At 68.1% G+C, this 23,984-nt stretch carries 24 protein-coding genes; 12 read left to right on the forward strand and 12 right to left on the reverse strand.

The window, feature by feature from the left end; translation table 11 throughout:
- The first annotated feature begins 274 nt into the window (after nt 1-274).
- From rpsO to CHC08_RS15100, 5 genes are all read left to right on the forward strand, one after another.
- On the forward strand, nt 275-544 hold the full coding sequence (gene rpsO / locus CHC08_RS15080) for a 30S ribosomal protein S15 (protein ID WP_089207893.1): 270 nt from the start codon (nt 275-277) through the stop codon (nt 542-544).
- 319 nt (nt 545-863) lie between these two features.
- Nucleotides 864-3,212: a polyribonucleotide nucleotidyltransferase gene (locus tag CHC08_RS15085; protein WP_089207894.1), complete on the forward strand. Its 2,349-nt coding sequence runs from the start codon at nt 864-866 to the stop codon at nt 3,210-3,212.
- Nucleotides 3,212-4,522, forward strand: coding sequence for a M16 family metallopeptidase (locus tag CHC08_RS15090; protein ID WP_089207971.1), 1,311 nt, complete (start codon nt 3,212-3,214; stop codon nt 4,520-4,522). The genes CHC08_RS15085 and CHC08_RS15090 overlap by 1 nt, the downstream gene beginning before the upstream one ends.
- Nucleotides 4,523-4,646: 124 nt before the next feature.
- Complete coding sequence (gene dapB / locus CHC08_RS15095) at nt 4,647-5,384, forward strand: 4-hydroxy-tetrahydrodipicolinate reductase (RefSeq protein ID WP_089207895.1); 738 nt, start codon at nt 4,647-4,649, stop codon at nt 5,382-5,384.
- Nucleotides 5,385-5,458: 74 nt separating this feature from the next.
- Nucleotides 5,459-5,968 carry a GNAT family N-acetyltransferase gene (locus CHC08_RS15100; protein WP_089207896.1) on the forward strand — a complete coding sequence of 170 codons (510 nt, stop codon included), beginning with the start codon at nt 5,459-5,461 and terminating at the stop codon, nt 5,966-5,968.
- A 113-nt stretch (nt 5,969-6,081) separates the two neighbouring features.
- Here the strand turns inward: CHC08_RS15100 and CHC08_RS15105 are convergent, their stop codons facing one another.
- The 4 genes from CHC08_RS15105 to CHC08_RS15120 all read right to left on the reverse strand — a co-directional run bounded on the left by CHC08_RS15105 (nt 6,082) and on the right by CHC08_RS15120 (nt 9,854).
- The gene (locus CHC08_RS15105; RefSeq protein ID WP_089207897.1) at nt 6,082-6,951 is read right to left on the reverse strand and encodes a 1,4-dihydroxy-2-naphthoate polyprenyltransferase; all 870 of its coding nucleotides are present in this window, start codon (nt 6,949-6,951) and stop codon (nt 6,082-6,084) included.
- Between the two features lie 23 nt (nt 6,952-6,974).
- Nucleotides 6,975-7,586 carry a GNAT family N-acetyltransferase gene (locus tag CHC08_RS15110; RefSeq protein ID WP_089207898.1) on the reverse strand — a complete coding sequence of 204 codons (612 nt, stop codon included), beginning with the start codon at nt 7,584-7,586 and terminating at the stop codon, nt 6,975-6,977.
- 142 nt (nt 7,587-7,728) lie between these two features.
- Nucleotides 7,729-8,253, reverse strand: a complete 525-nt coding sequence (locus CHC08_RS15115) for a CGNR zinc finger domain-containing protein (protein WP_089207899.1) — start codon at nt 8,251-8,253, stop codon at nt 7,729-7,731.
- Between the two features lie 239 nt (nt 8,254-8,492).
- Nucleotides 8,493-9,854, reverse strand: coding sequence for an aminotransferase-like domain-containing protein (locus CHC08_RS15120; protein WP_089207900.1), 1,362 nt, complete (start codon nt 9,852-9,854; stop codon nt 8,493-8,495).
- Between the two features lie 58 nt (nt 9,855-9,912).
- Here CHC08_RS15120 and CHC08_RS15125 point away from each other — a divergent pair, with 58 nt between their 5' ends.
- The 5 genes from CHC08_RS15125 to CHC08_RS15145 all read left to right on the forward strand — a co-directional run bounded on the left by CHC08_RS15125 (nt 9,913) and on the right by CHC08_RS15145 (nt 14,655).
- Entirely contained in the window at nt 9,913-10,899 is a 987-nt protein-coding gene (locus CHC08_RS15125; protein WP_245878329.1) for a DMT family transporter, read from the forward strand.
- Nucleotides 10,900-10,957: 58 nt separating this feature from the next.
- Nucleotides 10,958-11,980 (forward strand): hypothetical protein, encoded by a 1,023-nt coding sequence (locus tag CHC08_RS15130; protein ID WP_089207902.1) that lies wholly within the window; start codon nt 10,958-10,960, stop codon nt 11,978-11,980.
- A 55-nt stretch (nt 11,981-12,035) separates the two neighbouring features.
- The gene (locus CHC08_RS15135) at nt 12,036-12,755 is read left to right on the forward strand and encodes a YoaK family protein (RefSeq protein WP_143653228.1); all 720 of its coding nucleotides are present in this window, start codon (nt 12,036-12,038) and stop codon (nt 12,753-12,755) included.
- Nucleotides 12,756-12,933: 178 nt separating this feature from the next.
- Nucleotides 12,934-13,410 carry a peroxiredoxin gene (locus CHC08_RS15140; protein WP_089207904.1) on the forward strand — a complete coding sequence of 159 codons (477 nt, stop codon included), beginning with the start codon at nt 12,934-12,936 and terminating at the stop codon, nt 13,408-13,410.
- Between the two features lie 171 nt (nt 13,411-13,581).
- A complete protein-coding gene (locus tag CHC08_RS15145; RefSeq protein WP_089207905.1) occupies nt 13,582-14,655 on the forward strand; it encodes a cupin domain-containing protein in 1,074 nt (357 codons plus the stop codon).
- 88 nt (nt 14,656-14,743) lie between these two features.
- Here the strand turns inward: CHC08_RS15145 and CHC08_RS15150 are convergent, their stop codons facing one another.
- From CHC08_RS15150 to CHC08_RS15165, 4 genes are all read right to left on the reverse strand, one after another.
- Complete coding sequence (locus tag CHC08_RS15150; RefSeq protein ID WP_089207906.1) at nt 14,744-15,595, reverse strand: IclR family transcriptional regulator; 852 nt, start codon at nt 15,593-15,595, stop codon at nt 14,744-14,746.
- A gap of 157 nt (nt 15,596-15,752) precedes the next feature.
- Entirely contained in the window at nt 15,753-17,150 is a 1,398-nt protein-coding gene (locus CHC08_RS15155; RefSeq protein WP_089207907.1) for an MFS transporter, read from the reverse strand.
- A gap of 14 nt (nt 17,151-17,164) precedes the next feature.
- On the reverse strand, nt 17,165-17,392 hold the full coding sequence (locus CHC08_RS15160; protein WP_089207908.1) for a Clp protease/crotonase-like domain-containing protein: 228 nt from the start codon (nt 17,390-17,392) through the stop codon (nt 17,165-17,167).
- A complete protein-coding gene (locus CHC08_RS15165; RefSeq protein WP_089207909.1) occupies nt 17,392-18,915 on the reverse strand; it encodes an aldehyde dehydrogenase in 1,524 nt (507 codons plus the stop codon). The genes CHC08_RS15160 and CHC08_RS15165 overlap by 1 nt, the downstream gene beginning before the upstream one ends.
- 215 nt (nt 18,916-19,130) lie before the next feature.
- On the opposite strand from CHC08_RS15165, the gene CHC08_RS15170 reads away from it, so the two are divergent.
- Nucleotides 19,131-19,817: a GntR family transcriptional regulator gene (locus CHC08_RS15170; protein WP_089207910.1), complete on the forward strand. Its 687-nt coding sequence runs from the start codon at nt 19,131-19,133 to the stop codon at nt 19,815-19,817.
- Nucleotides 19,818-19,830: 13 nt separating this feature from the next.
- Here CHC08_RS15170 and CHC08_RS15175 read toward each other — a convergent pair whose 3' ends face one another.
- Both CHC08_RS15175 and CHC08_RS15180 read right to left on the reverse strand, forming a co-directional pair.
- The gene (locus tag CHC08_RS15175; protein ID WP_089207911.1) at nt 19,831-20,328 is read right to left on the reverse strand and encodes a GntR family transcriptional regulator; all 498 of its coding nucleotides are present in this window, start codon (nt 20,326-20,328) and stop codon (nt 19,831-19,833) included.
- A 97-nt stretch (nt 20,329-20,425) separates the two neighbouring features.
- Nucleotides 20,426-20,911: a GntR family transcriptional regulator gene (locus CHC08_RS15180; RefSeq protein ID WP_089207972.1), complete on the reverse strand. Its 486-nt coding sequence runs from the start codon at nt 20,909-20,911 to the stop codon at nt 20,426-20,428.
- Between the two features lie 136 nt (nt 20,912-21,047).
- Here CHC08_RS15180 and CHC08_RS15185 point away from each other — a divergent pair, with 136 nt between their 5' ends.
- Nucleotides 21,048-21,344 carry a hypothetical protein gene (locus CHC08_RS15185; protein WP_089207912.1) on the forward strand — a complete coding sequence of 99 codons (297 nt, stop codon included), beginning with the start codon at nt 21,048-21,050 and terminating at the stop codon, nt 21,342-21,344.
- A 355-nt stretch (nt 21,345-21,699) separates the two neighbouring features.
- Here the strand turns inward: CHC08_RS15185 and CHC08_RS15190 are convergent, their stop codons facing one another.
- Both CHC08_RS15190 and CHC08_RS15195 read right to left on the reverse strand, forming a co-directional pair.
- Nucleotides 21,700-22,341, reverse strand: coding sequence for a JAB domain-containing protein (locus CHC08_RS15190; protein ID WP_245878330.1), 642 nt, complete (start codon nt 22,339-22,341; stop codon nt 21,700-21,702).
- Nucleotides 22,342-22,637: 296 nt separating this feature from the next.
- A complete protein-coding gene (locus CHC08_RS15195; RefSeq protein WP_089207914.1) occupies nt 22,638-23,363 on the reverse strand; it encodes a GntR family transcriptional regulator in 726 nt (241 codons plus the stop codon).
- Nucleotides 23,364-23,984: the final 621 nt, after the last annotated feature.

The following is a 23,984-nucleotide window of genomic DNA, read 5'->3' on the forward strand; positions in this document are numbered from 1 at the left end:
CTGTGACCATGTGGTCGTGTGCCCACCTGGCCGTGTGATCGTGCGACTGTGCCGCCGTGTGATCACGCCGCCGTACGGCTGTGCGGCCTGAGCTGCCACCGCCCGCCCGCTCGCACGATGTGCGGGACCCTGAGGACGGGTGGTAATCTGGCGTGTCAGCTCTGTAACCGGCGGTTTTACAGCCCCGGTGCTGATCTCGCCACGGCGACTGTAGGCACGCATGGTCGTTCGGGCATCTGAAATCGCGCGTGCCCGTAGAGGTTCAAGGAGACACGTGTCGCTCGACACCGCCGCAAAGAAGCAGATCATCGGTGAGTACGCCAAGGGTGAGACCGATACCGGTTCCCCCGAGGTGCAGATCGCGCTGCTCAGCAAGCGCATCAGCGAGCTCACCGAGCACCTGAAGCTGCACAAGCACGACCACCACAGCCGCCGCGGTCTGCTGCTGCTGGTCGGTCGCCGCCGTCGTCTGCTGAAGTACCTGCAGAGCAAGGACATCGCGCGTTACCGTTCGCTCATCGAGCGTCTCGGCCTGCGCCGATAGAGTTGTGAGGGAGCGGCGCTCGCGCCGCTCCCTTATCTCATCTGGGTGAGCGTCGGCGCGTCGCGCCATGAAGACACGCATCCAGTGAGCAAACTGAATAGCCGAGACAGTGCCCCGCGTCCGCAAGCAAGCGCGCCCCACGGCGTCGGAGGGCCGGTCCTCGGTAGTGGCCCCCGGTCATCATGGCGTAAGCCGTACGGAACCGGGCGCTTCGATCGAAGACCGGCGCTGCACCTACGGGGAGCCGGCAAGAAGACGACTCAGGTGCGATACGCGCGCCTGGGGGGACGCGGGCGACCGAGCTACAAGGAGGTCCCCCGTGGAGGGTGTCCACAGCAGTGAAGCCGTTATCGACAACGGCTCTTTCGGTACGCGCACCATCCGGTTCGAGACCGGGCGGCTCGCACGCCAGGCGGCGGGTTCCGCCGTTGTTTACCTGGACGACGAGACGATGGTCCTCTCTGCGACCACCGCCTCCAAGAATCCCAAGGAAAACCTCGACTTCTTCCCCCTCACGGTGGACGTCGAGGAGCGAATGTACGCCGCGGGCCGCATTCCCGGCTCGTTCTTCCGACGTGAGGGCCGTCCTTCCGAGGACGCCATCCTCACCTGCCGCCTGATCGACCGGCCGCTGCGCCCGTCGTTCGTCAAGGGCCTGCGCAACGAGATCCAGGTCGTCGCCACCATCATGGCGCTCAACCCGGACCACCTGTACGACGTGGTCGCGATCAACGCCGCGTCCCTCTCCACCCAGCTGGCCGGATTGCCGTTCTCCGGCCCGATCGGCGGCGTCCGCGTCGCGCTGATCGAGGGCCAGTGGATCGCCTTCCCGACCCACTCGGAGCTGGCGAACGCCACCTTCGACATGGTGGTGGCCGGTCGCGTCCTGGAGGACGGTGACGTCGCGATCATGATGGTCGAGGCCGAGTCCACCCGTGACACGCTCAAGCTCATCGCCGACGGCGCCGTCGCGCCGACCGAGGAGACCGTGGCCCAGGGCCTCGAGGCCTCGAAGCCGTTCATCAAGGTGCTGTGCGACGCGCAGGCCAAGATCGCGAAGGTCGCCGCCAAGGAGACCCGCGATTACCCGCTGTTCCTCGACTACCAGGACGACGTCCTGGAGGCCGTGACCGGCGCGGTGAAGAGCGAGCTCACCGCCGCGCTGACCATCGCCGCCAAGCAGGAGCGCGAGACCGAGCTCGACCGGGTGAAGGCACTGGCCGCCGAGAAGGTCGCCGCCGACTTCGAGGGTCGCGAGAAGGAGGTCAGCGCCGCGTTCCGTTCGCTGACCAAGAAGCTCATGCGCGAGCGGGTCATCGCCGAGGGCATCCGCATCGACGGTCGTGGCGTCAAGGACATCCGCCAGCTGAGCGCCGAGGTGCACGTCGTGCCCCGCGTGCACGGCTCGGCCCTGTTCGAGCGCGGTGAGACCCAGATCCTGGGCATCACCACCCTCAACATGCTCCGCATGGAGCAGATGATCGACACGCTCAACCCCGAGCGCACCAAGCGCTACATGCACAACTACAACTTCCCGCCGTACTCCACCGGTGAGACCGGCCGCGTGGGCTCGCCCAAGCGCCGGGAGATCGGCCACGGCGCGCTCGCCGAGCGGGCGCTCGTCCCGGTCCTGCCGGCTCGCGAGGAGTTCCCCTACGCGATCCGTCAGGTCTCCGAGGCGCTGGGCTCCAACGGCTCGACCTCGATGGGCTCGGTCTGCGCCTCGACGATGGCGCTGCTCGACGCGGGCGTCCCCCTCAAGGGCATCGTCGCGGGCATCGCGATGGGTCTCATCCACGAGGGTGGCGACTACGTCACGCTGACCGACATCCTCGGTGCCGAGGATGCCATGGGTGACATGGACTTCAAGGTCGCCGGCACCAAGGACGTCATCACCGCGCTCCAGCTCGACACCAAGCTCGACGGCATCCCCGCGTCGGTCCTGGCCGCCGCGCTGAAGCAGGCCAAGGGCGCCCGTCTTGCCATCATCGAGGTGATGCGGGAGGCCATCGACTCCCCGGCGGAGATGAACGCGACGGCTCCGCGCATCATCACGATCAAGATCCCGGTTGACAAGATCGGAGAGGTCATCGGCCCGAAGGGCAAGATGATCAACCAGATCCAGGACGACACCGGCGCCGAGATCACCCTGGAGGACGACGGCACCATCTACATCGGCGCCACCGACGGCCCGTCCGCCGAGGCGGCCAGGTCGGCGATCAACGCCATCGCGAACCCGCACATGCCGGAGATCGGTGAGCGCTACCTGGGCACGGTCGTCAAGATCGCTGCCTTCGGCGCCTTCATCTCCCTCATGCCGGGCAAGGACGGGCTCCTGCACGTCTCCCAGATCCGCAAGCTGCACGGCGGCAAGCGCATCGAGAACGTCGAAGACGTCATGAACGTCGGCGAGAAGGTCCAGGTGGAGATCGCCGAGATCGACTCCCGCGGCAAGCTCTCCCTGGTGCCCGTCGAGGTCATCGAGAAGGAGTCCGCGGCCAAGGCCGAGAGCGGCGCCTCCGAGGACGAGCCCGAGGCGACGCCGGCTCCCGCCGCAGCCGCCGACGACCGTCCCCGCGAGGACCGGCCCCGTCGCACCCGCACCCGCAGCAGCAGCGGTGGCGGCGGCAACGGCGGCGGCCGTGGGGGAGAAGACCGCAACTCGTGATAACCACCACTCTGCACCCCGGCAAAGACGGTGTCGGGGTCGTGCGGCGCACCGTCCTCCCCGGTGGGCTCCGGGTGGTGACCGAGTCCATGCCGACCGTGCGTTCAGTCGCGGTCGGCATGTGGGTCGGCATCGGATCGCGGGATGAGTCACCCGAGCACATGGGGGCCTCGCATTTCCTTGAGCACCTGCTGTTCAAGGGAACGCCCACGCGGGACGCGCTGGAGATCTCCGCGGCCATCGAGGGCATCGGCGGTGAGATCAACGCCTTCACCGCCAAGGAGTACACCTGCTACTACGCGCGGGTCCTCGACGAGGATCTGCGGGTGGCGATCGACGTGCTCGCCGACGTGGTGACCTCTTCGCTCATCACCCCCGAGGATGTCGAGGCCGAGCGTGGCGTGATCCTGGAGGAGATCGCCATGCACGACGACGATCCCTCGGACGCGGTGCACGAGCAGTTCTCCGCCGAGCTGTACGGAGACACGCCCATCGGCCGGCCGATCCTCGGCACGGTCGAATCGATCAACGAGGTCACCCGCGACCGGATCGCCGAGTACTACCGGCGTTACTACCTGCCGACGCGCACGGTGGTGTCGGTGGCGGGCAACATCAATCACGAGCAGGTCGTGGCCCTGGTCGCCGCGGCCTACGAGCGGGCCGGAGCCCTCGGCGGGGACGCCTCGCCGGTGTCTCCGCGCCTTGCGGTCCCCGAGGTCGAGTCTCTCTCCGGTGCCAAGGTCGTGCACCGGCCGACCGAGCAGGCCAACCTGGTCCTCGGCACGACCGCGCTGGTCCGCACCGACGAGCGCCGTTTCGCGCTCGGTGTGTTCAACGCGGCGCTCGGCGGCGGCATGTCCTCGCGGCTGTTCCAGGAGATCAGGGAGAAGAGGGGCCTCGCCTACTCGACCTACTCCTACACCTCCGCTCACGCGGACACCGGCCAGTTCGGCATCTACGTCGGCTGCCTGCCGTCGAAGATCGACGACGTGCTGAAGATCTGCCGGGAGGAGGTGCTCCGGGTGGTCGCCGACGGCCTCACCGAGGAGGAGATCTTCCGCGGCAAGGGTCAGATGCGCGGCGGTCTCGTGCTCGGCCTGGAGGACACCGGCTCCCGGATGTCCAGGATCGGCAAGGGTGAGCTGGTCTTCGACGAGCTGCTCTCGGTCGACGATGTTCTCGCCAGGATCGAGGCGGTGACTCCCGAGGAGATCGCGGAGGTCGCCGGAGACGTCCTCACGCGTCCGATGTCCCTCGCGGTCATCGGCCCCTACGAGGACAAGGACTTCAGCTGGGTCCTGACCGGCTAGCAGTCATATCAGGAGCGGTCCCGGCGCCTTCGCGCCGGGGCCGCTTTTTGATGCGGCTCCGGCGTACCGGGAACCTGGCGGTCCCTGAAGTTCCGGCGGGGGCGGACGGTATAACCTTGGGGCCGTGATCAGGGTTGGAGTTCTCGGCGCCCGCGGGCGTGTCGGTATCGAAGTGTGCAAGGCCGTCGAGGCGGCGGACGGGATGGAGTTGGTCGCGGCCGTCGACAAGGACGACCCGATCGAGGGGCTTGAGGGCTCCGAGGTGGTGGTGGACTTCACCCACCCCGACGTGGTCATGGGCAACCTCGAGTGGTGCATCTCCCACGGCATCCACCCGGTGGTCGGCACCACGGGTTTCGACGCCGGGCGTCTGGCGACCGTCAGGGGCTGGCTGGACGCCAATCCCGGCACCAACGCGCTGATCGCGCCCAACTTCGGCATCGCGGCGGTGCTGATGATGCACTTCGCCCAGCAGGCCGCCCGTTACTTCGACTCCGTCGAGATCGTCGAGCTGCACCACCCGAACAAGGCCGACGCCCCCTCCGGAACCGCTCGCCGTACGGCCGAGCTGGTCGCCGAGGCGCGCCGTAAGGCCGGGGCCGGGCCGATGCCCGACGCGACCAGCGCGGAGCTGGACGGGGCCCGCGGCGCCGATGTGGACGGCGTTCGGGTGCACTCGGTGCGGCTGGCCGGGCTGATCGCCCACCAGGAGGTGATCCTGGGCGGAGACGGGGAGATCCTCACCCTCCGCCACGACACCATGAACCGCGCGTCGTTCACCCCGGGCGTGCTCCTGGGCGTGCGCCGCGTCCGCGAGCTTCCCGGCCTGACCATCGGCCTGGAGCCCCTCCTCGACCTGTAGGACCCTGGGTGCCTCCTCCTCCCACCGGATAACCCTTACGGCCTGCACACAGCGCCGCTATATCCTCCGGTTCTATGACAAGCACTCGATCGTCAACGTCGGCTGCGGTCCGCTGGGCGCGGGTGGAGGAGCTGGCCGGGCTGGTGGGGGTGGAGGTCGCCGCGGACGGGGTCTTCGCACAGGTGGGCATCGTCTTCCCACCCGGGACCACGATGATCGAGGAGATCGACGATCCGTCGCGGGTCCTGGTGGCGGGGAGCCCGCCGGTGGGGTTCGCCATGTTCGGCTGGATCGACGGCTCACTCCACCTCGATCAGCTCGCCGTCCATCCCGACCACGGAAGGCAGGGCGTCGGGGGGCGTCTGCTGGAGGCGGTCTGCGATCACGCGGCCTCGGAGGGCTGCGCCGCCGTGACGCTGACGACGTTCCGGGACGTGCCCTGGAACGGGCCGTGGTACGCGCAGCGCGGCTTCGCCGTGCTGGATCCCGCGGAATGGGGTCCTGAGCTGGCGGCACTGGTGGTGCACGAGCGGGAGCTGGGCATCGAACTCGCGCCCCGCGTCGTGATGCGCCGGATCCTCTGACGCCCCGGTGATCAGAGCCGGGCTCTCCCCCGGGGAGCGTCTACGAAGGCCGGGATCCTCGCCGGGAGCTGGGAGAAGGTCGGCTGGAGAGCCGGAACCGGTGGTGACGGGCGTCAGATCGCCAGGCCGATGGCGAACAGCAGGCCGAACAGGAGTTGGAAGCGGCCGGTCTGCTGGAGGGTGGCGATCAGCGCGGGGCCCGTGGCGCCCTCCCTGACGGCCTTCACCGGGATGAGGGCGAGGGGTGCGGTGAGCACGGCCAGTGCCGCGAACGGGTGCCACAGCGCCAGGAGCAGGGCGATGACGAGTGGCAGGGTCAGGCAGAGGGTGTAGAGGACGCGGGTGCGGCTGTCGCCGAGGACCACGGCCATGGTGCGTTTCCCGGACGGGCCGTCGGTCACGATGTCGCGCAGGTTGTTGACCACCAGAAGCGCGCAGGCCAGCAGACCCGCCGGGACCGCGGCCGCCACTGCCGGCCAGGGCAGGTATTCGAGCTGCACGAACGTGGTGCCCGCCACCGCGACCAGACCGAAGAACACGAAGACCGAGATCTCGCCGAGCGCGCGGTAACCGTAGGGCGCCCGGCCGCCGGTGTAGAACCAGGCCGCCGCGATCGACGCCGCGCCCACCAGGAGCAGCCACCAGGCCCCGGTGACCACGACCAGCACCAGCCCCGCCACCGCGGCGGCCAGGAAACAGCCGAAGGCGGCGACGAGGACCTGACGGGGCGACGCGGCACCCGAGCCGACCAGGCGCATCGGGCCGACCCGCTCGTCGTCGGTGCCGCGCACGCCGTCGCTGTAGTCGTTGGCGTAGTTCACGCCGACCTGCAGGGCGAGCGCCACGAACAGGGCGAGCAGGGCCCGCCACCACACCGCCCCGTCGTATCCGACCGCGACCCCGGTGCCGACGGCGACGGGCACGACGGCAGCGGGAAGGGTGCGCGGACGTGCTCCGGCGATCCACTGGCTCGGGGTGGCCATGGTGTTGCGATTTCCTCTCGAGCTCAGCTGATGTCGGTGGCCAGGCGGATCATTCGCACCGACCGGCCCATGTCGAGGACCCGCTCGGCGCCGTCCACGCCCCAGCCGGCCGACTCCAGGAAGCCTCGCACAGCATAGTTGTCGGCGAACACCCAGGTCACGACGGTGCGATAGCCGTCGTCACGGAGGTAGTCGATCGTCGCGTTGAGCAACCGGCTGCCGTGACCGCGCCGGACGTAGTCCGGGTCGATCAGGAAGGTGAGCAGCTCACCGGTGGTGTTGAGGTCGAGGTCGGGATCCTCGGCCGGCGCGTGCGAGGCCAGGCCCGCGAGCTTCTCGGCACCCGCCATCGCCGCCACGGCCTCGATCCCGCCGGGACCGAGCGCGGGGAAGGCGTCCGTGTCGAGGAGGACCTGCTCCACGGCCACCAGCACCCGATGCCGCGGGGTGGGGGGGAAGGAGATCGCCTCGTCCCACTGTCGTTGCCACATGCTCTCGGCTGCCGGGCCGGTCATCTGCTCGAGCGGTCCCTCGGGAAGGAACTCCCGGTAGCCGAATTTCCACGCGCGGATCTGGGTGCCCGTCACCGCGGCGACATCCTCGCGCCGAGCCGCCCGCACGCCTACGTCTGCCATCTCGGCCCGCTCCTTCTCTGCCGTCTGCCGTCGCCTCTAAGCGCTGCCTCGTGGATCACGTGCCACGCGAGCGGGCATCAGGCGGGTGGATCTGTGAGGCAGGCTCTTACACCGTATCGGGGAATCCGACTCACGGATGACGTCAACCTGTCTCTGCTTGTCGTCGTGCCCGATATGCCCTTGTCTTGGTGCGGTTGCCACAGACCTTCATCGAACACCACGAGCGCGAACGATTCTTCGACGAGTCGATGAACGCCCACTGACAGGTGCTCTCCGTGCAGACCTTCAGCCTCGGCCACATCCCGTCCGCGCGCACGCTCATCACGGCGGCCGCGATCCTCGCCAGACCGCCGGGAACCCCTGCGTCGACGGGCTCGAGAACCGGCCCGTCGGCCGTCAGGACGACCCGCAGGGGAAACGCGGGGAACGTGTGGGACGACTCCGGCTCGTGATCGTGGTCATGGTTGTGGCGGAGCGCCGCCCGCAGGGTCTCCCGGAGGCCGACGGCCACGGCGAGGTCCTCGTCGCGGGCCGTGTCGTCCGGCCCGATCAGATCCCGCTTGTGGAGCCACGCGGCCAGCGCGGCGGGGGAGGGCACGGTGTCGCTGTCGCTCTCGACGTCATAGGTGTTCACGAAGTCGCGCACCAGGTCGGAGGGATTGGTCATGGGTTGCTCACCTCTTCGCAACCACTGTACGCCAATAGGGGGTTGTATTCGCCACGACACCGTCATAGCGTGTTGAGCGGTGTCTAATTGGAGGTTGTCATGTGGTACCTGGCCTATCTCGCGCTCCGGCAGAGTCAGAGGCGGGATCCGTACCGAAGAAAGAATCATGATCGCGAGGATGTGGCGCGGCTGGACGAGGGACGAGGACGCCGTCCCGCCTGATCCGGCTTCCCGGGCGGTCAGGGGGAGTCCAGGGCCGTCGCCAGCCGTCTGACCCCCTCGACGAGTTCCGCCACGTGAACGGTCGCCGAGTGGGTCACCCGGATCCGGGGTCCCGGCGGCTCCGCCGAGTAGTAGATGCGCCCGGAACTCACCAGCGCGCCTGCCTGGCGGGCCGCCTCCACCACGGTCTCCTCGTCCCGGTCGGGCGGGAGCCGTACCCACATGTGCAGGCCACCGTGGGGGACGAGGTGGATCTCGGCGGCGGGCATCTGGGTGGTCAGGGCGGCGGCGAGGGTGTCCCTGCGGACGGTGAGCTCGGTGCTCAGCGCGGAGAGGTGGCGCCGCCAGGCGGGTGAGCTGACGAACTCCAGCGCCGTCTCCTGGAGCGGTCTGGCGACGAAGAACGACTCCACGACCTGGGCGGCCCGCAGCCGCCGCGCCGCGGGGCCCCGGGCGAGGACCCCGGCGACCCGCATGCTGGGTGACAGGACCTTGGTGAGGGAGTTGATGTGCACGACCGTGCCGTGGGCGTCCAGCGCGATCATCGGCGGCGGAGTGGGGGCCGCCGTGAAATACCGGGCGTAGTCGTCCTCGATGACAAACGCCCCCGCCGCGCGGGCGATGTCCAGCACCTGCCTGCGCCGCTCCAGGGTGAGGGTGGCGCCGGTGGGGTTGTGCAGGGTCGGCTGGCAGAAGAAGACCCGCGCGCCCGTGACGGCGAACGCCTCCGCGAGCAGCTCCGGTATCACCCCGTCGCGATCCATCGGTACGGCCGTCGCACGGAGCCCGGCGGCCCGGGCGGCGGCGAGGGCGCCCGGATAGGTGGGGATCTCGACGAGAACGGGGGTCCCGGGGGCGGCGAGGGCGCGGAAGGCGTGGGTGAGGGCGGACTGGCCGCCGCTGACGATGAGGGCGTCCGACGGGGTGACGTCGCCGCCGACCTCCTGGGAGAACCACCGCCGGAGCCCGGAGACGCCGGTCAGCGGAGGTAGCTCCCAGACGTCGGGGCGGCGGAGCGCACGGGAGGCGGCGGCGGAGAGGGCCCTGGCGGGACGCAGGGCCGGGTTGAGATAGCCGCCGGTGAGCGGGATGACGCCGTCCGGCGGGGGAGTGAGCAGGCCGCTCACCCCGGTGTCGTCCACCATCCGGTCGCCGAGCGCCACGGTCTGCCAGGACATGTCCACCGTGTCACCGGCTCGCATGACGGAGGGAGCCACGTAGGCCCCGCTGCCGGGTTTTGTGATCACTCGCCCTTCCGCGGCGAGCCGGCCGAGCGCTCGCGACACGGTCACGGGGCTCACGTTGTGCACCCGCACGAGCTCCCGGCTCGACGGTAATCTGTCGCCGGGGCGTAGCTGTTTCACCTCTTCTCGCAGCATGGCGGCCAAACGGACAATACTGCTATCGTCATTCATGAAGGGTAAGAATAGCGCTATCGTGACAAATCCAGTAGCGGTCGAGGCTCGCGGCACCTCCTCGACGGCTGTCTCCCCGGGCTCCCCCGGCTCTCCGGAGGGGGGACCTCGGGGATCGGGTCCGAGGGGATCGGCGCCTCTGAGCGCGGCGTGGCGGGGGACCCTGCTCGCCGGCCTGGGGGTGCTGTCGTTCTCGGGGTCGTTCCCCGCGGCGGTCTTCGCGATGGAGGGATTCGACCCCTATCTCGTGGCGATCGGGCGGGCCGCCGTGGCCGCCGTCGCCGCGGTGGTGTTCCTTCTCATCGCCAGGGTGCCGCTGCTGCCGCCCAGGTCCCAGCTGCGGCCCTATCTCGCCATCGTGGCCGGTGTCGTCTTCGGGTTCCCGGTGTTCAGCGGGCTGGCCCTCCACGCGGGCGCCAGCACCTCTCACGCCGCCGTGGTGATCGGGCTGCTGCCCGCCGCCACCGCGGCCTTCGCCGTACTGCGGGCGGGAGAACGGCCGAAGCCGCTGTTCTGGGTGGCCTGCGGCCTCGGAGCCGTGGCGATCACGGCTTTCACCCTGAGCATGGGCGGCGGTCATGTCACCGGAGCGGACCTGCTGCTCGTCGGTGCCCTGCTGTCGGCCGCCGTCGGCTACACCGAGGGTGGCCGCCTCGCCAGGGAGACCTCCGGCTGGCGGGTGATCTCCCACGCACTCGTCCTCGCCGCCCCGCTGACCGTCCCGATCACGGTGGTGCTGATGCTGACCACCGACATGCGGCCCAGTGCGGTCTCGCTGGCCGGATTCGCCTACGCCGGCCTCATCTCGATGTTCCTCGGTTTCATCCCCTGGTACGCCGGCCTGGCCGCGGGCGGGATCGCCCGAGCGGGGCAGACCCAGCTCGCCCAGCCGCTGCTGACCCTGCTGTGGGCCTGGCTCCTGCTCGACGAGGGGTTCGGTCTGGCCACGATCGGGGCGGCGCTGGCCGTACTGGCGTGTGTCGCCATGACGCAGCGGGCACGCTCTTGAAAGATGTGACATTCAGGCACAGGATGTGAGCTGTAGCTGTCACAAAAGGGGTGAAGTCATGGCGGACCTGACGATTCCGGAGGGCGGGTTCTGGCCCGCTCCCGAGATCCCGCAGCCGAACATCTACCCGATGGAATGGCGGGTCGAGACCGAGAAACTCGCGGCCATCTACGAGAAGTCCAAGCGCGTGGTGTGGAACCCCGCCGATCTGCCCTGGGACGATCTCGACCCGAACGACTTCACCGTTGAACAGCGCCTGGGGATCATGTACTGGTTCTCCGTGCTCGCCAACTTTGACGCCTCGGGGCCGGCCGTCTTCGCCCGGGCCACCATCCAGGCGTTCGAGAAGCACGAGGAGGATCCGGTCCGCAAGTGCTTCTTCTCGATCACGCGTGACGAGATGAACCACGAGGAGTGCTGCCAGCGCAGCATCGCCAAGCTGTGGCCGGGCGGGCCGCTCAACTGGACCCCGGTCACCGACCTGGAGAAGGCCGCCCACAACAACATCGGCTGGCTCTATCACAACGGCGGCCGCTACTGGACGGGCTACAGCGGCGCGGTCGGCAAATACAGCCTTCCGGTGCTGTTCACCAGCTTCATGATGGGGGAGATGGCCGCCTCCACCCTGTTCCGGGGCATGGCCACCGGCGCCCGGCACCCGGTCTTTCAGGACATGTTCCAGCGCATCGGCCGCGACGAGTCCCGTCACCTCCAGATCTGCATGACCATCCTGGAGAACGAGTGGCCGGGTCTCACCGACGACACCCGCTCGCTGATCACGCGCCAGCTCCGCGCCGGTTTTGTCTTCCTCTCGATGATCCTCTGGGAGCCTCCGGGCGGCTTCTGGGAGCTTCCGCCGTACTTCCTGCACAACCACCGGGTCCTGATGGACCACGCCCGCGACGCGGGCCTGGGCGTGCTCTCCTACGAGGCTCAGGCCGAGAACTGGCGCGTGGCCATGGCCAAGATCCGCGTCATCGTGGAGCGCTGGGGCATCGAGTTCCCGGCCATCCCCGAACTCGACATCGAGGGCGTCGAGGTCGGCTTCCTTGACCCCGAGGACATCATTCCGGTCTTCTAGATCTTCGGAGGGCGCCGGACCCGCTCGTCGAGTACGGCCGGCGGGAGCCGGAGAAGTGAGGACAGTGTTCACCATCGGGGGTGGCACGGCCGCGTCGGCGCGGCGGTGGAGCTATGCCGTCCTGGTCTTCATGACCCTGGCGGCGGGTGCGATGGACGCGGTCGCCTTTATGGCGCTCGGCGGTGTCTTCACCGCGAACATGACCGGAAATCTGATCCTTGTCGCTCTTGTCGGCGGAGAGGACTGGGAGATCCGGGCGCTCCGCGCGGGGCTCGCGTGCGTGGTCTTCGCGGTCGGGCTCTACGCCGGTTTCAGGATGCCCGCCCTCGGGCGAGGGGGCGAGCGGTGGCCGCTGGCCGTCACCCATCTGCTCTGGGCCGACCTCGCGCTGCAGACCGCCTTCCTCGTCGGCTGGATACTCTGCGAGGCCGCGCCCGGACCGCCCCTGACGCTCGTGTTCATCGCGATGGCGTCCTGCGCCATGGGCATCCAGGCGGCGGCGGCCCATCGCGTCAGCATCGCCGGCATCACCACCACCTTCGTCACCGGCACCCTCACCGCCCTGGCCGAGTCGCTGGTGTCGCGCAACGGCGATATCGCGCATCGCGCCGTCATCGTCCTGGCCCTCGTCTGCGGCGCGCTCTGCGCGTCCCTGCTGCTGCACTTCGCGCGGGTCTGGGCGGCAGTGGTCCCGCTGGTGTTCATGTTCGCCGCGCTCATGATCGTCATGACGCGCCTGCACACGCGAAAACCGAACCGTGGCAGGGGTGAATGATCTTTTTCCGCCCGCCCTGATGTTTTCCGGACAACTCGCCGGGGAGCTGTCCGTCGGCAGAGACTCCGCCGACAAATAGGGGCGGAGAACCGATCTCTGCCCCTATTGTCGCAAAGTACCGGAGCAGGCGGCCGGAGAGCTCCGGTGACGCGGGCCAGTGGCGCAGGGAGGACATGTCATGGGCGGAAGCCTTGCGGTTGGAGATGTGGTCGAGGATTTCGAGCTTCTCGACGAGACGGGGACACCGCGGCTGCTCAGTGAGTTTCTGGCCAAGGGGCCGGTGGTGCTGTTCTTCTACCCGGCGGCCATGACGTCGGGATGTACGACGGAGAGTTGCCACTTCCGGGATCTGGCGGCCGAGTTCGCCGCCGTGGGTGCGACCAGGATCGGGATCAGCCGTGACGCGGTGGATCGGCAGGCAAAGTTCTCAACGGTCAACCAGCTGGGATACCCGCTGCTGTCGGACCCGGAAGGCAGTGTGGCCCGGCAGTTCGGTGCCCGTCGCAACATCGCGGTGGGACCGTTCCTCACCCGCCGGATGACCTTTGTCATTGACTCGGACCATCGTCTCCTTGAAATAATCCACAGTGAGGGCCACCCGGAGGCCCACGCGGACAGGGCCCTGGAAGCCCTGCGATCACGGACGGGAACATGACCGGCTGGAGATGCTCTCGCCGCGTCTACCTGCGAAGACGTCATTCTGTTCTGCTCAACAGAACATAACGCAATGATGTTTTATTCTCAGAAACATGGATCTAACGTCGATCTCATTGACGGTTGACTTCGCATCTCAGGGTGGCGGTCCCGGCTTTCTGTGGAGACGATAATGACGATCACGCAGCACGGACGCGAGCAGAAACAGCTCAACAAGCTGTATGAGGATTTCGACGCTATGGGCCTGATTCCGCTGTGGACCATACGAGACGACTTGATGCCCATGTCCCCGTGTCCACAGGCATTGCCCCACCTGTGGCGGTGGGCGGACCTGTTGCCGCTCGCGGAGCGCTCGGGGGAGTTGGTGCCGGTCGGGCACGGCTGTGCGCGGCGCGCGATCGCGCTGTCCAACCCGGGACTGCCAGGCCTGCCGTACGCGACCCCGAACCTCTGGGCGGCGATCCACTACCTAGCCCCCCACGAGGTGGCTCCCGCCCACCGGCACAGTCAGAGCGCGTTCCGCTTTGTCATCGAGGGTGAGAGCGTCTGGACGAACGTGGACGGCGACGCGGTGGCGATGCGGCGCGGTGACCTGCTGCTGGCCCCCAGTTGGACCTACCACGAGCACCACAACACCACCGATCGCCCGATGACCTGGATCGACGGGCTCGACATCCCCCTGGTGAGCAGGCTGGACGCGAGCTTCTTCGAGTTCGGCCTCGACACCCTGGCCACCTGCGAGACCCCGAAGCGCTCGCGGGGTGAGCGCCTGTGGGGGCATCCGGGGCTGCGTCCGATCGGCCAGCCGGATCGGTCCAGCTCTCCGCTGATGGCCTACCGCTGGGAGCACACCGACGCGGCACTGACGGCCCAGCTGGAGTTGGAGGCCGAAGGCGCCTCCTCCGTCATCGAGCCCGGTCACGCCGGAGTCCGTTTCTCCAATCCCAGCACTGGAAAGGACTCGCTGCTCACCATCCGTACCGAGATGCACCGGCTGCTGGAGGGCGCCCGGACCGCTCCGGTCAAGACCGTCGGCTCGGCCGTCTGGCAGGTGTTCGAGGGTACGGGCGTCGCCACCGTCGGCGACCGGCGGTTCGAGCTCTCCCGGGGCGACCTGTTCGTGGTGCCCTCCTGGGATGAGCTGGTACTGGAGGCCGGCGACCGCCTGGATCTCTTCCGCTTCAGCGACGAGCCCGTCTACGAGGCACTCGGCCTGGCCGACACCTACCGTGGAAAGTCCGCCTAGCGCCGTAACGCCGTGCCGTAACGCCCAGTGCCGTAACGCCGCCCGCCGCCCGTCGTCGAGAGGCGCGGAGATGTCGTGAACCTCGGCCTCATTCGCCCAGGGCCAGCCGGGCATGCTCTGTCGTGCGTCGAAGTTCGGCCACCAGGCCGGGAATTCGGTCCTTGGTGAAGCGCACCGAGGGCACGGCGATCACAATCGCCGCGACCGCCTCTCCCGTCGCGTCGAGCACGCACCGGCCGATGGCGCTCACTCCGCTCTCGGTCTCCTCGAGGTTGAATCCGTAGCCACGCTCGCGAATCACGTTCAGCTCACTCGCGAACCGGTGGAACCGTACGGAAGACAGCTTCTCCTCCCCGCGGGCCTGCGCCGGAGGCGGTGATGTTGTTGTCGGCGTTGTACGCGCCGTCGTGTCCTCGGGAGCGTCCCCAACGGGCCGCGTGAGAGCTTCCGCGCCACCCTCGAGGTACAGGTTCGCGAGTTCCTCGAGGTCGAGCTCGGCGAGCAGGGCCTTGCCGCCGGACGACAGCGCGGCGGGCAGGATGGTTCCTCGCCGATCACCGATGTGAAGCGTCTGCGTGCTCTCGACGCTGGCAAGGAACCTGGTCTGCGTGCCGACCCGGACCATGAGGTTCACGGTCTCGCCGACGCGGTCGCAGAGCGCGTCCATGGACGGCAGCAGCGCTCGCCGGAGGCGCTGGGCGGCGGACTCGCCGACGAGGTGGGCCGACAGACCCGGTCCCGGAACGTAGCAGCGGTGTTCGTCCTGCCTGGCGAAATCACGGTAAACCAGCATGGCCAACAGCCGATGGGCCGTGGAGGGGGCGATTCCGAGGTCCTCCGCCGCCTGGCGGACACGGAGCCTTCCCTGGTCACGCAGCATCTGTACCAGGAGCAGAGCGTTGTCAACCGAGTCGAGAGCGTAGGAAGGCTTGTTCTTCATTACAGAACATTCTATTTCTCTCAGAAAAAGCCTCTCTAAAGCCGGCCCCATAGAGTCGGCAATCGACCATTCGAAGAACAAGGCCGGGTCACGGAATCGGCAGGAAAGCAATCGGCAGGCCGGTGGCCTTCCTGCCACGGGCCCATCGGTCAGGTGATCATGTAGCCGGCCGGGACCGTGCCTTGGTGGCGGCACCGTCGGAAACGATCGCGTTTTCATCGGCGAAGAGGAAGGCGCCGTGGGTCTCCGGGACCAGGGCGAGCCCGATGAGGGAGACGAGGATCAGCGCGGAGACGGCGGTCGCCGCCAGCGAGAGACTGCCGCCGAACCACTGCGTCGCGATCACCCCGGTGACCAGGGGCCCGCCCGCGGTGAGCAGACGCCCGATGCTGTTGGTCACCGCTATCGCGGAGGCGCGCACCCCGGGGCCGAACAGTTCGGCGAAGTAGATCGAGTTGCCGGAGAGCATCCCGAAGACACCGAACCCGACGACCGGGAGCAGCCACAGGTACATCGCGTACGTGTAGACGAAGGGGTAGAGCAGGCCGACGCTGAGAACGGCCAGTGCGAGGCTCATCAGATACGTTCGCCTACGGCCGATCTTGTCGGCGATGAATCCCCAGCTCGCGTAGCCCAGCACCCCGCCGAGATTGAGCATCGCCGTCGCCTGCGACACATATCCGATCGCGGCGGGGCCGGTGACGCCCTCGCCGGTGACCACCGTACGGACGATCTGCGGGGTCCAGGCGGTGACGTTCCAGAAGGCGAACAGCGCGCCGGCGGCGATGATCGTGCAGGGCAGGGTCCGCCGCAGTAGGGGCCGGGTGAACAGCCGGACCAGCACGAACCGGTCCGAGGCCTTCTTGGCGGCACCCGCCTGACGCTCTCGTTTACGCCTGGCCCGCTCGGCCCTGACCTCGATCATGGACTCGGGTTCGTGCACGTAACGCCGGATGAACAGGACCAGCAGGGCGGGGACCAACCCGGCGGCCAGCGTGGGCCGCCAGCCGAAGCCGCCGATGAAGTTGTAGACGACGGATGCGAGGAAGAAGCCGAGTGCGAGACCGGACATCATGATTCCGGTGGCCTTGGCGCGATGGCGGTTGTTCCACGCCTCGGCGACCAGCGCCGCGCCGATGGGAAGCTCCACGCCCGAGCCGATCCCGGCGAGGAAACGCAGCGCGGCGAACTGCCAGTACACGGCGGCCAGCGTGGCGAGCGCGGTGAACACGGAGTAGGTCAGCACCCCGACGATCAACACCCGGACCCGTCCGATGTAGTCGGCCAGCGTGCCGAAGAACACCGCTCCCAGAGCCCAGCCGACGAGAAAAACGGTGACGGCGAGGCCGCTGTAGAAGGACGTCTGCGCGGGGGTCGGATCACCGATGCCCGAGTTGACGAGGAGGTCGGCCGTGGCCGGACCGGCGACGAGGGTGAACAGGTTCGAGTCGAAGCCGTCGAGGGCCCAGCCCGTCGTCGTCGCGAACAGCACGATCCACTGGTAACGGGTGATCTCCTGGTGCCAGGCAGGTGCACCGGTGGGAGTCTCGGCCATCCCGGAGACCCCTCCTACGAAGCCGGCCGGGGGACGCCGGGCGTCGAGCCGGCCCGCTCGCGGCCCAGGCAGAACACCTTCCCCGTAGCCCGCAGTCGCAGCACGTGCGCCCCCTCCGGCGGCTGCCGGAGGAGGCGGACGAACTCCTCGCAGAGTTCGACGGTCAGAAGATTGCCCGGAGGCCTGTCCAGCTCGGCGACGAGGACGCCGTCGGCCGGGGCCGACACGGTGAGGCCGGTCATCAGTTGAGCCTGTCCGTGGCCACGCCGCCGTACCAGTCGACGTCGCTGTCGGCTGTCCGGACGGTCACCACACGGACATTCGTGAAGTCGTCGAAGGACTCCCAGCCGCCTTCCCTGCCGATGCCGCTCTCTCCCACCCCGCCCCAGGGCGAGGAAGGATCGAGCCGGTGATGGTCGTTGACCCACACCATGCCCGTCTCAAGCCGTCCGGCCACCCGGTGTGCCCGCGCGACATCACGCGTCCAGATCCCCGAGCCCAGCCCGAACGGCGAGTCGTTGGCCAGCGACACGGCCTCGTCCTCGTCCTCGAAGGGGATGACGACCACCACGGGGCCGAAGATCTCCTCGCGCGCGACGCGCATGTTGTTGGTCACGTCGGCGAGCACGGTCGGTTCGACAAAAAAGCCGCCGGGCAGTCCCGGCACGTGGGCGGCATGACCGCCCGCGGCCAGCTTCGCGCCCTCGTCGAGGCCGATGCGTACGTAGTCGAGGATCCGCGCCTGCGCGCGCGCCGAGATGACGGGGCCGAGCTGGGTGGACGCCAGGGCCGGATCCCCCATGCGGACCGAAGCAGCGATCTTCGAGAGGGCCTTGATGAAATCGTGGTAGATGCGGCGCTGAACGAGCAGCCGGCTGCCGGCGATACAGGTCTGACCGGCCCCGATGAATCCACCGAAAGCGGCCCCCCGGGCGGCGACCTCGACGGGCATGTCGTCGAACACGAGGACCGGGGACCTGCCGCCGAGTTCGAGGGTCGCCTTGGCGAATCGCTTCGCGGCGGCGAGCGAGATCGCCCGGCCGGGCTCCGTACCGCCCGTGAAGACGACCTTCTTGACCAGGGGGTGTTCGGTCAGTGCGGCGCCCGCGGTCGGCCCCAGACCGGGGACCACGTTGAGCACACCGGCCGGGATGCCGGCGTCATCGGCGATCTCACCGAGCAGGAGGGCGGTCAGCGGCGTCTGCTCGGACGGCTTGAGAACCACGGTGTTGCCGGTTGCGAGCGCCGGGGCCAGGCTCTTCGAGGCGATCATCATCGGATGGTTGAAGGACGACAGGATCCCCACCACACCGAGCGGGAACCGGCTGGTGTACGCGTGGTAGTCGCCACGCAGCGGCACGACCGCGCCTCGATCGGCGAGGAGCAGTGCCGCGTTGTAGCGGTACCACTCGGGGAGCCGGGTGATCTGGGCCTTCGTCTCGGTGATCGGCCGCCCGTTGTTCGTGGTCTCCAGGCGGTAGAGATCGGCCATCCGGGCCTCGATGCCGTCCGCGAAGCGGTTGATCAGGCGCGCCCGGTCATGGATGGGGAGATCTCGCCACACGTCCGACCGGAATGTCTCATGGGCTACCCGGACGGCCCGATCGATGTCCTGCTTGCCGGCGCCGGCGACCTGGGCGAAAACCTCGCCGGTCGCGGGATTCGTGATGTCGATCGGGGCGGCGTGACCCTCGACCACCTGGCCCCCGATGCGCAGCCCTGCGGCCAGTCCGCAGGGCAGCTCGCCGTTCTCGGTCACGGTCATAAACGATCTTCCTGATCCGCGTTTTCCTAACTCGTATACGGAGATTATAAATCGGTATACGGATGGACCGTACTTTGTCGCATTTGATGCGACAAGGGTGGCAAGCGAGTTGAACATGCGATTCCTGTGGATGGAGTGAATACTGTGTGGCGGGCGGGCACGCAGGACGCCCATCTCCGGAGCGGTTGCTTCATCAGCGGACAAGGTGGTGGGACATGGTGCCGGAGGAGTCGGCGGCGGGCCGGGTCACACGCTCGTTGCGTCAGCGCCTGCTCACCGGCGAGCTCAAGCCGGGCGCGCCCCTGTCGCAGTCCCGCATCGCCGCCGAATACGGCGTCAGCCGGATGCCGGCGCGAGACGCCCTGCAGGTCCTGGCCGCCGAGGGGCTGGTAGACCTCGACGCCTTCACCGCCGTCGTGCGCGGCCTGTCGATCACGGAGCTGCAGGAGCTGTACGAGCTCCGCGAGGCCGTCGAGCCCGTGCTGACCCGCATCGCGGTGCCGAACGTCGGGCGGGCCGAGGTCGCCCAGATGACGACGCTGATCGAGGGGATGGAGTCGAATCCGCCGGCGGTCGACTGGCTGGCCGCCAACGCGACGTTCCACGCGCTCGTCTACTCCCGCGCCGATCGAGCCCGCATGATCGAGTTGACCGAACAGCTCAGGCGCCTGACCGACCGCTACGTCTACCTACATGTCGGGGTGTTCGGCGACACCGACCACATCCACGAGGAGCACCGGCAGATCCTTCACGCGGTCCGGAACGGCGACGCCGCCGGGGCCGCCGAGCTGACGCGTCTGCACATCGCCACCTCCCACGAGTTCATCCTGCGCTACCTGCTGGAGCACGAGCACATGCCGCTGGGACACGGGAAGGGCAACCGGGCAACCCAGTCAAGGTAATCTCTGGGTCGTCTCAGGTATCTGCTTCTGCGGTGGCCGGCCATTCTTCGGGTTGCGACACGTAGGTGCCGCGCTGAGGGACGGTGTAGACCCACCCCTGCTCTCTGAGTAGCCCAATCGCACGGCGTACCGTCTCCCGGGCGACGCCGTGCTGCTGTATCAACGTGCTCTCGCTGGGAATGGGGCGGCGGGGCTTGAGCTCGCCACGATTGATGCGGTCAGCCAGTTCGTTTGCGATCTTTTGGTAGAGCAGCGTCTTCTGCGGTTTACGCCTGGCTTCGCCAGGTGGACCAACGAATGTGCCCTCGCCCTGTGCGGTATGTACGAGGCCCTCGTCTCGGAGCATCCTGATCGCTCGCCGGGCTGTGGTCCTGGCGATGCCGAACGCGCTCCTCAGCTCGGTTTCGCTTGGTACGGCATCGCCGGGGGAAAGGTGCCCTGTTAGGACGCGCTGACGGATGACGTCAGCTACCTGAACGTACAGATGGGTGTCGCTTTCATGATCCAGCACGACCGCAAGGTAACTGCTCTACCACCACTGGTGCTGGTTGACTTAACCAATTGATATGAGTGCTAGACGTATAGAGACTGGCTTGTCGCTAATCCTGCTATTTTGTCGGCTCTGGCCAGTTTTCGACGGGCGACACGTATGTGCCGCGATAGGGAACGGTGAACACCCATCCCTGGTCGCGTAGGGTGCCCATCGCCTGGCGCACCGTGGCTTTCGCGACGCCGTGCTTCTCCATGAGTTTCTTCTCGCTGGGAACGCGCCGGTTTGGGCGTAGCTCGCCGTCCTGGATCCGAGCTCGAATCCCCGCTGCGATCTGCTGATACACCGGTAGTTGATCGTCTGGCCGTGGAGTCCCCGGCTCGCCGACGAATGTGCCTTCTCCCTGGATCGTGTACGCCAGACCTTGTTCGCGGAGTTCTCGCGCGACCCGGCGGGCGGTTGTCCTCGCGATGCCGTACTCGATCTCAAGCTCGGCCTCGCTGGGCACGGCTTCACCGGGGCCGAGTTCGCCGACCTGGATGCGTGCGCGAATCATCTCGGCGACCTGTTTGTAGACCGGTACGGGGCCCTCACGGTCAAGCATGTCCGCAGGATAGACCAAACGGTACATGCACCTACAAATCAGACGCCTAGTCAAACCATGGATAGGTGCACTAGACCAGTAGGGGCAATCTGGCCTATGGTTAACCAGCGAACGCGGGAGGGAGTTGAGCGCGGAGATGGTGGCTGAGGTGCTGGAGGAGCGGCATCACGGGCACCACGTGGGGTTGTTGCAGGCGAAGCATGAGCCGATCGACTGGCGGCCGTCACTGTCGCGGGCCGGTCCGGCGCGGGTGAAGGAACACACCTGTGACTGCCGGGCGACCTTCTACGAGCTCTGCCAGGCGGGCGGGCTGATGTTCATACGGCGGACACATCGGCTGAGAGGAGCGGTGGACGTGCACGAATCACCCTGGGTGGTCGCGAGGGACACGCAGGCGCTCTGGCTCCGCCTGCTGATGGGCAGCGCCCGTTGACGGCTCAATAAGCGTGCCCGGTGACGGGAAGCGGGTGGGCTTTCCGTCACCGGGCACCTCACAGCTCCCTGCCTCCTCGGCGGGCCCATGACGGTCGAGGAGGCAGGGCGGTGGTCCCGTATCGATCCATGGAGGGACGGTACGGGACCACCGATCGAACCCCCGGCGGGAATCCCACTTCCCACTTCCCGCCGGGTGCGGATGGTGGTCCCGCGCTGCCAGGGCGGGACCACCATCAAGAAACGAACCGCGATCAAGAAACCAACCGCCGTCAAGAAGCGAAGCGTCGGGACGCGCAGGGGCGGACCAGCCGAGGAGCGGCATGCCGGAAAGGGAACCGCCACGGCGCGGGCCGTCAGGAGACGATCCGGCGCCAGGCGGTGTCGGTGACGATCACGTGGTCGAGGAAGCGCAGGCCCAACGTCTCGGCGGCCTCGCACAGACGGGTGGTGACCTCCAGGTCGGCCGGGCTGGGGTCGAGGGAGCCGCTGGGGTGGTTGTGGGCCAGGCCGAAGGAGGATCCGCCCGAGGTGAGAACGGCGCTCATGATCTCGCGGACGGGAGCGGGGGCGTGGTCGCTGCCGCCCTCACTGACGATGGTCTTGCGGGTCACCGCCCCGCTCGGATCGCAGACCACGACGACCACGCGCTCGTGGCTGAGGCCGCGCAGGAGCGGGGAGGCGACGGCGGCCAGGTCTCCCGAGGATCTGACGCGGCGGCGCTCCGGCTCGGACTGCGCCTGCCGTACGAGATGGAAGGCGGCGATGACCCGGGCGGCCTTCGCGGGGCCGATGCCGGGGACGGACATCAGGCGGTGGGCGTCGGAGCGGGCCAGCCCGCGCAGGTCGCCGCAGTGGGCGATCAGGTGGGAGGCGAGTTCGACCGCGTTGGTGCCCCGGCTGCCGGAGCCGATCAGCAGGGCGAGCAACTCCCGGTCGGCCAGCGCGGTCGCCCCCCTCGACAGCAGTCGCTCACGAGGCTGGTCATTGGGGGACATGTCCTTGACGCGCACTCGGCACCTCCGGCTCGGGAAACCAGACTGGTTCTACCAGGTGGCGCAGACAATCCGGCTCCGGAGGACCGTCCACGGTTCTGGCCCTCGCCGGGCGATCATCCGTGGGCGCCGGTTCCGGAAAAAGGCGAATGCCGGCCCGTCAGGAGGGCGAGCAGTCGTTCAGAGGACATGCCCGGCCCGTCAGAGGGCGTAGTTGGTTGCTCGGGACGTGCCCGTCCGTCGGAGGGCGATCACTGGTCCGCCAGAGGGGGTGGCTCGTCAGGGTGTGTGCGACTCGATCAGGGGGTGAGCGGGTGGGAGTAGACCAGGCGGAAGCGGTCGCCGGGTATGACGATGTCGCTGGTCTCGACCGGGCGGTCGCCGGCCCAGTGGGTGCGCTCCACGTGAAGGACGTGGACGCCCGCGGGCAGGGCGAGGGCGTCGCTCTCGGCGGGCTGGGGGACGCGGGTGTAGACCTGCTCCACGATCTCGGTGATCTTGACCCCGAGGGCGGACAGACGGGGGATCAGGCCGCGGGGGTTCTCCTCGGCGACGGGCTCGCCGAACTCGGCGGGTTCGTACGAGGTGGCGAGCTGAACCGGCTTGCCGTCGCCGCGGAAGACGTAACTGGTGCGGGTCACCGCGGCGAACTCCTCCAGGCGGAGGCGCTGGGCGATGTCGGGGGTGGCGTCGGCGGGTTCGGTCCGCCAGTCCCAGGTGGCCCGGGTGCCCTGCGACTGGATGTCGGCGCCGAAGGGGGCGTGGTGGTCGTGGAAGCGCCAGCGATGCAGGGGGAGCAGCGTGGGCTGAGCCCTGACGTAGTGGCCCGAGCCGACGCGACCGACGATCAGACCCTCGGCGGCGAGCACGCGCAGCGCGTGGCGGGCCGCGGTTTCGCCCACACCGTATTTCCTGGTCAGCTGGGCACGCGAGGGAATCGAGGCGCCGGGGGAGAGAGAGCCGTCGACGATCTGGCGGCGGATATCCGCGACAACGCGCAGGTAGACCGGATCGGAGCTTGCCACGTGTCCATCCCTGGGTTCGACAGGCGTCGTCCCATCCTGTCGTATTCGGCGAACAACTCAGGGTAATGGAGGCAATTTGGAACTCCAACTTTGAGGGTGTCTCCGAAAGTGGCGAAAAATATCTCAGAGACCGTGTAACACCCACGTAAGGACCCACGATTGAACGGTAGAGGTCGTCGATGTGTGTACCCCCGAGCACATATCGGCGGCCTCTTTCATGTTCAAGCTGACTTGTCCTCGCAGCTTAAAACGGACAAAAATATTATTACCTCCCATGTTCGGGTGCGAGGGGGCAGGCGCGGGCCCGTTCTGGCGGTGCGGCGGGGACATTCGCGTCGTCCGGATGGCCGCCGCTTCTACTGGGGCCTCGGGCGGTGACGGCGGGAAGAACCGGCCGGTCGATCGCCTCGTTCTCACGGGCCTCCGGCGCGGTGTCCCCGGGGTGGCAGGGGCAGGTGAGAGCACGATCCGCCGAGCAGACCAAGATCAACGAGCGGGCCGCTCCGGCGTCTTATATCCGCCTGTACGGTGTGTAGAGGGCTGCATGGGGGAATATTCGCTCTTTGGGTCATCGGTGGACGGAGGCTAGGCGGGGTGGCGGGGTCTACCGTTTCCATGGAT

It is taken from the genome of Streptosporangium subroseum (assembly GCF_900188345.1).
GTDB classification, from domain to species: domain Bacteria; phylum Actinomycetota; class Actinomycetes; order Streptosporangiales; family Streptosporangiaceae; genus Streptosporangium; species Streptosporangium subroseum.